Origin of the sequence: Nioella sediminis (assembly GCF_001879695.1) — a bacterium.
Lineage (GTDB): Bacteria > Pseudomonadota > Alphaproteobacteria > Rhodobacterales > Rhodobacteraceae > Nioella > Nioella sediminis.
Window position 1 is genome coordinate 20,459 of sequence record NZ_MNBL01000075.1, and the last position, 7,910, is coordinate 28,368.

General features: G+C 62.4%; 9 protein-coding genes. 3 read left to right on the plus strand and 6 right to left on the minus strand.

The window, feature by feature from the left end; genetic code table 11:
- Positions 1-52 precede the first annotated feature (52 nt).
- Genes BKY26_RS10430 through gyrA form a run of 3 tightly spaced genes read right to left on the minus strand, consistent with a single transcriptional unit; the run spans position 53 to position 3,409 of the window.
- Entirely contained in the window at positions 53-439 is a 387-nt protein-coding gene (locus BKY26_RS10430; protein ID WP_071690333.1) for a VOC family protein, read from the minus strand.
- The gene (locus BKY26_RS10435) at positions 436-675 is read right to left on the minus strand and encodes a hypothetical protein (protein WP_131541830.1); all 240 of its coding nucleotides are present in this window, start codon (positions 673-675) and stop codon (positions 436-438) included. The genes BKY26_RS10430 and BKY26_RS10435 overlap by 4 nt, the downstream gene beginning before the upstream one ends.
- On the minus strand, positions 668-3,409 hold the full coding sequence (gene gyrA, locus BKY26_RS10440; RefSeq protein WP_071690335.1) for a DNA gyrase subunit A: 2,742 nt from the start codon (positions 3,407-3,409) through the stop codon (positions 668-670). Before gyrA ends, BKY26_RS10435 begins: the two co-directional genes overlap by 8 nt.
- A gap of 194 nt (positions 3,410-3,603) precedes the next feature.
- Between gyrA and BKY26_RS10445 the strand changes: the two genes are divergently transcribed.
- Positions 3,604-3,873: an usg protein gene (locus BKY26_RS10445; RefSeq protein ID WP_071690336.1), complete on the plus strand. Its 270-nt coding sequence runs from the start codon at positions 3,604-3,606 to the stop codon at positions 3,871-3,873.
- Positions 3,874-3,963: 90 nt separating this feature from the next.
- Here BKY26_RS10445 and BKY26_RS10450 read toward each other — a convergent pair whose 3' ends face one another.
- A complete protein-coding gene (locus BKY26_RS10450; RefSeq protein ID WP_083431406.1) occupies positions 3,964-5,010 on the minus strand; it encodes an ornithine cyclodeaminase in 1,047 nt (348 codons plus the stop codon).
- Positions 5,011-5,015: 5 nt separating this feature from the next.
- Positions 5,016-5,945 (minus strand): arginase, encoded by a 930-nt coding sequence (rocF, locus tag BKY26_RS10455; RefSeq protein ID WP_071690338.1) that lies wholly within the window; start codon positions 5,943-5,945, stop codon positions 5,016-5,018.
- Between the two features lie 121 nt (positions 5,946-6,066).
- Between rocF and BKY26_RS10460 the strand changes: the two genes are divergently transcribed.
- Positions 6,067-6,498 (plus strand): Lrp/AsnC family transcriptional regulator, encoded by a 432-nt coding sequence (locus tag BKY26_RS10460; RefSeq protein ID WP_071690342.1) that lies wholly within the window; start codon positions 6,067-6,069, stop codon positions 6,496-6,498.
- Here the strand turns inward: BKY26_RS10460 and BKY26_RS10465 are convergent.
- On the minus strand, positions 6,469-7,305 hold the full coding sequence (locus tag BKY26_RS10465) for a LysR family transcriptional regulator (protein ID WP_131541831.1): 837 nt from the start codon (positions 7,303-7,305) through the stop codon (positions 6,469-6,471). The genes BKY26_RS10460 and BKY26_RS10465 overlap by 30 nt on opposite strands.
- A 100-nt stretch (positions 7,306-7,405) precedes the next feature.
- Here BKY26_RS10465 and BKY26_RS10470 point away from each other — a divergent pair.
- A partial coding sequence (locus BKY26_RS10470; protein ID WP_131541832.1) for an LLM class flavin-dependent oxidoreductase occupies positions 7,406-7,910 on the plus strand: 505 nt, incomplete at its 3' end.

Genomic DNA, 7,910 nt, shown 5'->3' on the forward strand with positions numbered 1-7,910 from the left:
TCTCAATGCACCAAACTGCGCGAATGCGCGCCCGTTCTGTGTGAAATTGCACCTATTTGGGTTCGATCAGATCCCACCGGTTGCCATAGAGATCCTGAAAGACGGCGACAGTCCCGTAAGGTTCATGTCGTGGCTCTTCCTCAAACCTCACACCAGCGGCCAGCATCCGCGCGCGGCTGGCGTCGAAATCATCCGTATGCAGAAAATAGCCGACGCGCCCGCCCGCATGGTTGCCGATTGCGCCGGCTTGGCCGTCCACCGCACGCGCGATCAGGAACTGGGTCATGGCGTCAGCGTCCGGTGCCATGCGCACCCACCGTTTGCCGCCGCCCAGATCGGTATCTTCCAGAAGCTGCCAGTCCAGTGCCGTCTGGAACCAGTCGATCGCCTCGTCATAATCCCGGGCCAGAAAGGCCACCAAAGCCAGCCGATTGGTCAAGCCTTGCGTTCCAGCGCCGTCGCGATGCGGTCCAGCAGGGCGTTCTGCTCGCGCAGCAGGGCGTTATGCGCCTCTTGCTGCTCGATCTGCCGGTTCTGGTTGCTGGTCACCTTCTCGGTTTCCGCCGTGTGACGCGCCAGATAGTCCTGATACCGGCCCGACTGATAGCGGGCCAGCAGCGCCATCGCCAGAATGACCGCCCCCCCGAACAGGAAGAGCGGGATCCAATCATTCATCGGCATCGGCAGACTCGTCCTCGGTTTGCTCTGCGATCCAGGCGACCGAGACGACCTCTTCGCCCTTGGCGGTGTTGAACACTTTCACCCCACCGGCAGAGCGCGAGCGGAAAGAGATCCCGTCAACCGGGCAACGGATCGACTGCCCCTTTGAGGTGGCCAGCATGATCTGGTCGCTCATTTCCACCGGGAAGCAGGCCACCAAGGCCCCGCCACGCATCGCCTTGTCCATGGCCGCCACACCTTGCCCGCCACGGCCACGCACCGGATAGTCATGGGACGAGGACAGCTTGCCCGATCCCTTGGCGGTGATCGTCAGGATCAGATCCTCTGCCGCCGACATCTCCGCATATTGTTCGGGGCTGAGCGCGGTGTCGGCCACGGCCTCCTCGTCGCTGTCTTCGGCCTCTTCGGTCACACCGGCCACGGCGCGGCGCATCTTGAGATAGGCGGCACGGTCTTCGGCGCTGGCCTCGAAATGGCGGATCACGGCCATGGAAACCACGGCTGCACCATCCGACAGGCGAATGCCCCGGACACCGGTGGAATCGCGGCCCTTGAAGACGCGCACATCGGTGGTGCGGAAGCGGATCGCGCGGCCAGCATCGGTGACGAGCATGACATCGTCATCCTCGGTACAGATGCGGGCATTCACCATGCAGACGGAGCCGTCCTCGGGCAGTTTCATGGCGATCTTGCCATTCGCGCGCACATTGGCGAAGTCCGAGAGCTGGTTGCGCCGGACATCGCCCGCCGAGGTGGCGAAGACGATTTGCAATTCGTCCCAGTGATCCTCGTCCCGGTCGATGGGCAGGACCGCAGCCACGGAGACGCCGGCCGGGATCGGCAGGATATTGACGATCGCCTTGCCCTTGGACGTGCGCCCGCCCTGCGGCAGACGCCAGGTCTTCAGCTTGTAGACCATCCCGTCGGTGGTGAAGAACAGCAGCGGCGTGTGGGTATTGGCGACGAACAGGGTGGTGACGACGTCGTCTTCCTTGAGTTCGCCGCCCGACAGACCCTTACCGCCGCGCTTCTGCGCCCGGAAATCGGCCAGCGGCGTGCGCTTGATATAGCCGCCCGAGGTGACGGTCACGACCATGTCTTCGCGCTCGATCAGGTCCTCGTCATCCATGTCGCCGGACCAGTCCACGATTTCCGTGCGACGCGGCACGGCAAACTGGTCCCGCACTTCGGCCAACTCGTCCGAGATGATCGACATGATCCGTTCGCGGCTGGCAAGGATAGCGAGGTAGTCCTTGATCTTGGCGGCCAGATCCTGCAACTCGTCCGTGACTTCCTTGACCCCGATCTGTGTCAGGCGCTGCAAACGCAGTTCAAGGATCGCGCGGGCCTGCGTTTCCGACAGGTTATATGTCCCGTCGTCGTTCATTGTGTGGGTCGGATCGTCGATCAGCCGAATGTAATCTGCGATCTCGCCCGCAGGCCAGCGCCGCGTCATCAGCTTTTCGCGCGCCTCAGCGGCGTCGGCGGATTGGCGGATGGTGGCCACGACCTCATCGACATTGCTGACAGCCACGGCCAGACCGCACAGGATATGCGAGCGTTCACGCGCCTTGCGCAACTCGTAGGCGGTGCGCCGGGCAACGACGTCTTCGCGGAAATCCAGGAACGAGGTCAGGAACCGCCGCAGGGTCAGCTGTTCCGGCCGTCCGCCATTCAGCGCCAGCATGTTGCAGCCAAAGCTCGTCTGCATCTGGGTGAAGCGGAAGAGCTGGTTCAGCACCACCTCGGGCGTCGCGTCGCGCTTCAGCTCGATCACCACGCGCACGCCGACGCGGTCCGATTCGTCCTGAACGGCGGAAATGCCCTCCAGCTTCTTTTCGCGCACCAGATCGGCGATCTTCTCGATCATCGAGGCTTTGTTGACCTGATAGGGAATCTCATCCAGCACGATGGCGTAGCGATCCTTGCGGATCTCCTCCACCCGCGTCTTGGCCCGGATGATGACGCTTCCACGCCCCTCCAGATAGGCTTTTCGCGCCCCTGCACGGCCCAGGATGATCCCACCCGTGGGGAAATCCGGGGCAGGGACATACTCCATCAGCTCTTCGCTGGAAAGGTCGGGGTTCACGATCAGCGCCTGACAGGCGTCGATCACCTCGCCCAGGTTGTGCGGCGGGATGTTGGTCGCCATGCCGACCGCGATGCCGCCCGCCCCATTGACCAGCATGTTGGGGAAGCGCGAGGGCAGGACCGTCGGTTCCTGATCCTTGCCGTCGTAATTGTCCTGAAAATCGACCGTGTCCTTGTCGATATCGGCCAGCATGAAGGCGGCGGGCTTGTCCATCCGCACTTCGGTATAGCGCATGGCTGCCGCGTTATCGCCGTCCATCGAGCCGAAATTGCCCTGACCGTCCAAGAGCGGCAGCGACATCGAGAAATCCTGCGCCATCCGCACCAGCGCGTCATAGATCGCGCTGTCCCCATGGGGGTGGTATTTCCCCATCACGTCGCCCACGGGGCGGGCGGATTTGCGGTAGGGCTTGTCGTGGCTGTTGCCGGTCTCGTGCATCGCATAGAGGATGCGCCGATGAACCGGTTTCAGCCCGTCGCGCAGGTCGGGGATCGCGCGGGAAATGATCACGCTCATCGCATAGTCGATGAAGCTGGTCTTCATCTCCTCGGCGATGGAGATTTGAGGGCCATGGGGCGCCGGGGCTACGGGTCCGGTTTCTTCCATGTTTTCAGGGGGTTCTGGAGTGTCGGTCACGCCTGATGCTCGCTTCTGTCCGCGCGTCTATATGTTGTTGTGCGGCAGTATAGAGGGCCGGGATATGGGGTGCAATGGCAATGGGCTTGAACCTTTGGCACTCACATCGGCTGACGGATAACAGATTGTTTTATTTGATTTTTAATCTGTTGCTGGCATGATTTCCGTCAGAGCAGTCAGACAGGAGGAAAAAGATGCCGGACACCCCGACAGAACTCATGCTGAAGGGCTATGGGCTGACCGTGGCCGAAATGTTCTATCACATGCCAGATTATCCGCATGTGCTGAACAGCTTCATCTGGCAGGACTATGATCTTGCCCCGGATCACCCGAAGCTCTTTTCCTTCATCGAATTCTGGCAGGAAGAGATCGAAGGTCCGCTGCATTCGGTGCGTTTTACCCATCGCAAGCTGATCGGCCCTGGCGAATGGCGCAATGTGGTGGGGGAACTGACCCTCCACTGACGTGTGTTGCCTTTCATCTTGGTAAAAATACCTCGGGGGGTGCGGGGGGCAGCGCCCCCCGTGGGTCGACGCCGAAGGCGGCGAAATACCTTACCCCTTGGCGCGCTGCAGCATTCCGAACAAATCCCGCGGGTCATCGGGATCGGCCAGCATGTCGAGTTGATCGAACAGCTCCGTCCCCTCCAGCCGGTCCCGCACATAGCGCAGGGCCGAGAAATCCTCGATGGCGAAGCCGACGGAGTCAAACAGCGTGATCTGCTGCGGGGATACCCGTCCCTCCGCCTCCCCCAGGATGACCTGCCACAGCTCCGTCACCGGATGATCCTCATCCAACTGCTGAATTTCGCCTTCGACCCGCGTTTGCGGCGGGTATTCCACGAAGATCGTGGACCGGTGCAGGATCGCGGGGGCCAGTTCCGTCTTGCCCGGGCAGTCGCCGCCGATCGCGTTGATATGAACACCTTCGCCGACCATGTTGTCGTTCAGGATCGTCGCATATTGCTTGTCGGCGGTGCAGGTGGTGATGATCTCGGCCCCCTCCATCGCCTCTTCTGGCGTGGCGCACTGAACGACGGTCAGCCCCTGACCGGCCAGGTTTCGCGCGGCCTTCGCGGTCGCAGCGCGGTCGATGTCGTAGAGCCGCACGGTGTCGATGCCCACGACGGCCTTCATGGCGAGCGACTGGAACTCCGACTGCGCGCCATTGCCGATCATCGCCATCGTCTTTGCAACTTTCGGGGCCAGGTGCTTGGCCACCATGGCAGAGGTCGCGGCGGTGCGGATCGCGGTCAGCACGGTCATTTCCGATAGCAGCGTCGGATAGCCCGTGGCCACATCTGCCAAAAGCCCAAAGGCCGTGACGGTCTGCAACCCCGCCTTTGTGTTGGTCGGATGGCCGTTCACATATTTGAACGCATATTGCTCGCCATCCGAGGTGGGCATGAGTTCGATCACGCCCACGGGGCTATGCGCCGCCACGCGCGGGGTCTTGTCGAAAAGCGGCCAGCGGCGGAAATCGTCCTCGATATATCCGGCCAGTTCCACCAGCATCCGCTCCAGCCCGATGGTGTGGACCAGCTTCATCATGTTCTCGACCGACACGAAGGGAACGTAAGCGCGATCAGAGGGTTGGGGCAGTTTGTTCATGCAGCAAAACTCCTTGTGGGGCGGTCGAAGACGCGACGGCCCATCAGCGATGCGGTGAGGTCGACCATGAGCGACGCGGTGCGCCCGCGTTCGTCGAGGAACGGGTTCAGTTCTACAAGGTCGAGCGAGGTCACCAACTCGCTGTCATGCAGGATCTCCATGACCAAATGCGCCTCGCGGAACGTGGCGCCGCCCGGAACGGTGGTGCCGACGGCGGGGGCGATGGCGGGGTCGAGGAAATCCACGTCGAGCGAGACATGCAACAAGCCATTGGCGGCCTCGACCCGCCCTAGGAACTCTCGCAAGGGGGCGGCTATGCCATGTTCGTCAATCGCGCGCATGTCGTGGCAGGTGATCTCGGTCGCGGCGAGTGCCTGTTTCTCCTCCAGATCGACGGACCGCAGCCCGATCATGCAGACATTGTCCTGCGGGACCGGGGCATTCAGCGCCGGAAAATGCTCGAATCCCGGCAGGCCGGTGATATAGCCCACGGGCGTGCCATGCAGGTGGCCGGAGCCGCTGGTCGCGGGCGTGTGGAAATCGGAATGGGCATCGAGCCATAGCACGAATTGCGGGCGTCCTTGCGCCTGAGCATATTCCGCCACGCCCGCCACTGTGCCAAGCGACAGGCTGTGATCGCCGCCCAGGAAGATCGGAAAGCCCTCGGCCATGGCCTCCCGCGCGGCGGGGATCAGTGCCTCGGTCCAGGCAACGGTTTCCGCCAGCGCGTGGACTTTACCGGTTTTGGGCAGGTCTTTGAGCGGCGCCTGAACAACGTCACCAAGGTCGCGGGTGTCGATCCCGAGGCTCGTCAGATGCTCGGCAAGGCCAGCGGTGCGGAAGGCGTCGGGGCCCATCAGGCAGCCACGGGTGCGTTTGCCGCTATCCACCGGGGCGCCGATCAGAAGGCAGGGGTGTGAAGTCATGTCGATGTGGTCCTGAAAGCGCGTTTTCCAAGGAATAGCGCCCGGATCGGATTGGACAGAAGCGGTCAGAGTGGTCATATTGAGGGCTAATTAAGCAAAATGAGCATCTATCATGACCGAAATGGATGATACGGATCGCGCGCTGCTGGCCGCGCTACGCCGCGACGGGCGGGCCTCTGTCTCGGACCTCGCGATTGACCTCGGCGTCACACGCGCCACGGTCCGCGCACGGATGGAGCGGCTGTCAAAGGCGGGCGAGATCCGGGGATTTACCGTCGTCACCCGCAGCGACATCGCGCAAAGCCCGGTGCGGGCGCTGACAATGCTGGGGATCGAGGGGCCGGGGATGGATCGTATCCGTCGGCAATTGTCAGGACGGCGAGAGGTTCAGGCGGTGCATTCCACCAATGGCAAATGGGATCTGATCGTGGAACTGGGCACCGACACGCTGGAGGCGCTGGATACTGCCTTGCGCGATATCCGCAGGCTGGAGGGTGTCAGCACCTCGGAAACCAGCCTGCTCTTATCCACCAGCCGTTTCAGCCGGGTCTGAGGGCTGTAGGAAGGCAAAGCTTTCGGCGCTGGCCCTGCGCCAGGACAGGACAAGACGACGGTCGAAACCGACAGCATCAGGAACCCGGTGAAGCCGCCCGGCCTCGATATCCTGCTGAACGATTCTCTCGGGCAGATAGGCCGCGCCCCCGGCATGGCGCATATGGTCCAGCGCCCAATCCGGGGTGGAAAAGGCCAGCGCTGCGGTTTCATCCGTTGGCCAGGCTTCGGCGTGCTGCGCACGGAAAAGGGGGCCGTAATCGACGTAGATATAATGGCTCTGCCAGGGCAGATCGGGCGCGGTCGTAACAAGGATCAGCCGGTCGCGGGCAAAGTCCCGATGGTCGACGCCCGCGCCAATCACCGGTTCCGGCAGCAGCGCCGCGTCGCTCATCCCGCTTTGCAGCCAGGTTTCCGCATCGCGCGCCAGCCCGGCCCAGATCTCGATGGCGGTCTCGGGGTGGGCGCTGCGGATGCCGTCGATCCAGTCTTGTCCCAGCCCCGACCAAAGTCCCGGATCGCAGACGAAGCTGAACAGTCGCGTGACACCCCGTGGCAGGTTTGCGCGGGCGCGGGCATTGTCCCAGGTGCGCGCGATGACCTCGGCCTGTTCCAGAAAGGCAAAACCCGCCTTGGTCAGCGTCGCCCCCTTGCGCGAGCGCACCAGCAATTGCGCGCCTAGCGCCTGTTCCAGCGTGTCGAGCCGCGCCGTGACGGCCGATTGCGTAACGTTGAGTTGCTCCGCCGCACGGTTGAGATTGCGGCAGCGGACAACGGCCAGAAAGGTCTGGATGGCGGCGATGTTCATATGCAGATAATGCAAGAATTTCGAATTACTGCATAGATAAAATCCGTTTTCCAGATTCAAAGCCTCATGCCACTCTGAACCCGCAACAGGGAGGCGCGCGATGGAGTTTTCGGCTCAACTGTCTTCGGACTACCCCGACAAATCCTATGGCGGGGACAGGGTTTACGGCGACATGCTCAACCAGGCGGTGCTGGCCGACCGGATGGGATTCGACGCGGTGTCGATCACCGAACATCACCTGATGAATTGCCTGATGATGCCCGCGCCGCTGCAATTTGCCGTCAAGATCGCGGCGATGACCAGATCGGTGAAGATCATGACCTCGATCGTGGTGCTGCCGCTGCATGACATGCGGATTTATGCGGGTGAGGTCGTGGTGGCGGACATTTTCACCGAGGGGCGCCTGCTGCTCGGGGTGGGGCGCGGGGCGTTCAAGTATGAGATGGAGCGGCTCGGCGTCCCCATGGAGGAAACGCAGGCACGGTTCAATGAATCGCTTGCCGTCCTGCAGGCGCTGCTGAGTGAGGAGGAGGTCAGTTGGGACGGGGACTATTACAAGTTCGATCCCATCACGATCATGCCCCGTCCCCTGCGCCCCGGCGGGC

Coding starts and splice junctions, on each gene's coding strand:
- BKY26_RS10445 (WP_071690336.1), top strand. CDS start 3,604: ATGCCGGACACCCCGACAGAACTCATGCTGAAGGGCTATGGGCTGACC.
- rocF (WP_071690338.1), bottom strand. CDS start 5,945: ATGACTTCACACCCCTGCCTTCTGATCGGCGCCCCGGTGGATAGCGGC.
- BKY26_RS10460 (WP_071690342.1), top strand. CDS start 6,067: ATGGATGATACGGATCGCGCGCTGCTGGCCGCGCTACGCCGCGACGGG.
- BKY26_RS10465 (WP_131541831.1), bottom strand. CDS start 7,305: ATGAACATCGCCGCCATCCAGACCTTTCTGGCCGTTGTCCGCTGCCGC.
- BKY26_RS10435 (WP_131541830.1), bottom strand. CDS start 675: ATGAATGATTGGATCCCGCTCTTCCTGTTCGGGGGGGCGGTCATTCTG.